At 65.1% G+C, this 476-nt stretch carries 1 protein-coding gene; it reads right to left on the bottom strand.

All coding sequences use genetic code 11. The annotated features are described in order from the left end of the window. The coding region (locus D7X32_RS44615; protein ID WP_279635672.1) for a phosphate acyltransferase at window positions 1–476 on the bottom strand (476 nt) is incomplete at both ends.

The raw sequence follows: 476 nt of genomic DNA, 5'->3' as shown, positions 1-476 counted from the left end.
GCACCGGCTTGTTCACGCCCATCAGGATCGGGCCGATCGCCACGCCGTCGGTGAACACACGCACCAGGTTGTAGGCGATGTTGGCCGCTTCCAGGTTCGGCAGCACGAACAGGTTGGCGCGACCCTGCAGGGTCGAGCCCGGCAGCAGCTTCTGGCGCAGCGCTTCATCCCATGCGGTGTCGCCCTGCATTTCGCCGTCCACGTTCAGCCGCGGGTTGCGCTTGAGCAGCAGCTCGCGCACCTGGCGCATCTTCAGCGCGTCCTTGGAATCGTGGCTGCCGAAGTTGGAGTGCGACAGCAGCGCCACCTTCGGCTCGATGCCGAACAGCTTCATGCGGTAGGCCGCCTGCAGGGTCGCTTCGCATAGCTGCTCGGCGGTCGGGTCTTCCTGCACGTGGGTATCGACGAAGAAGAACACGCCCTGCTGGTTGATCACGCCGGTCATCGCAGAGGTCGAGGTGACCTTCGGCTCCAGC

The organism is Corallococcus carmarthensis (assembly GCF_003611695.1).
Taxonomy (GTDB): domain Bacteria; phylum Myxococcota; class Myxococcia; order Myxococcales; family Myxococcaceae; genus Corallococcus; species Corallococcus carmarthensis.
Note: the sequence above shows the minus strand (reverse complement) of the source record. Positions and strands in the feature narration are given on the sequence as shown.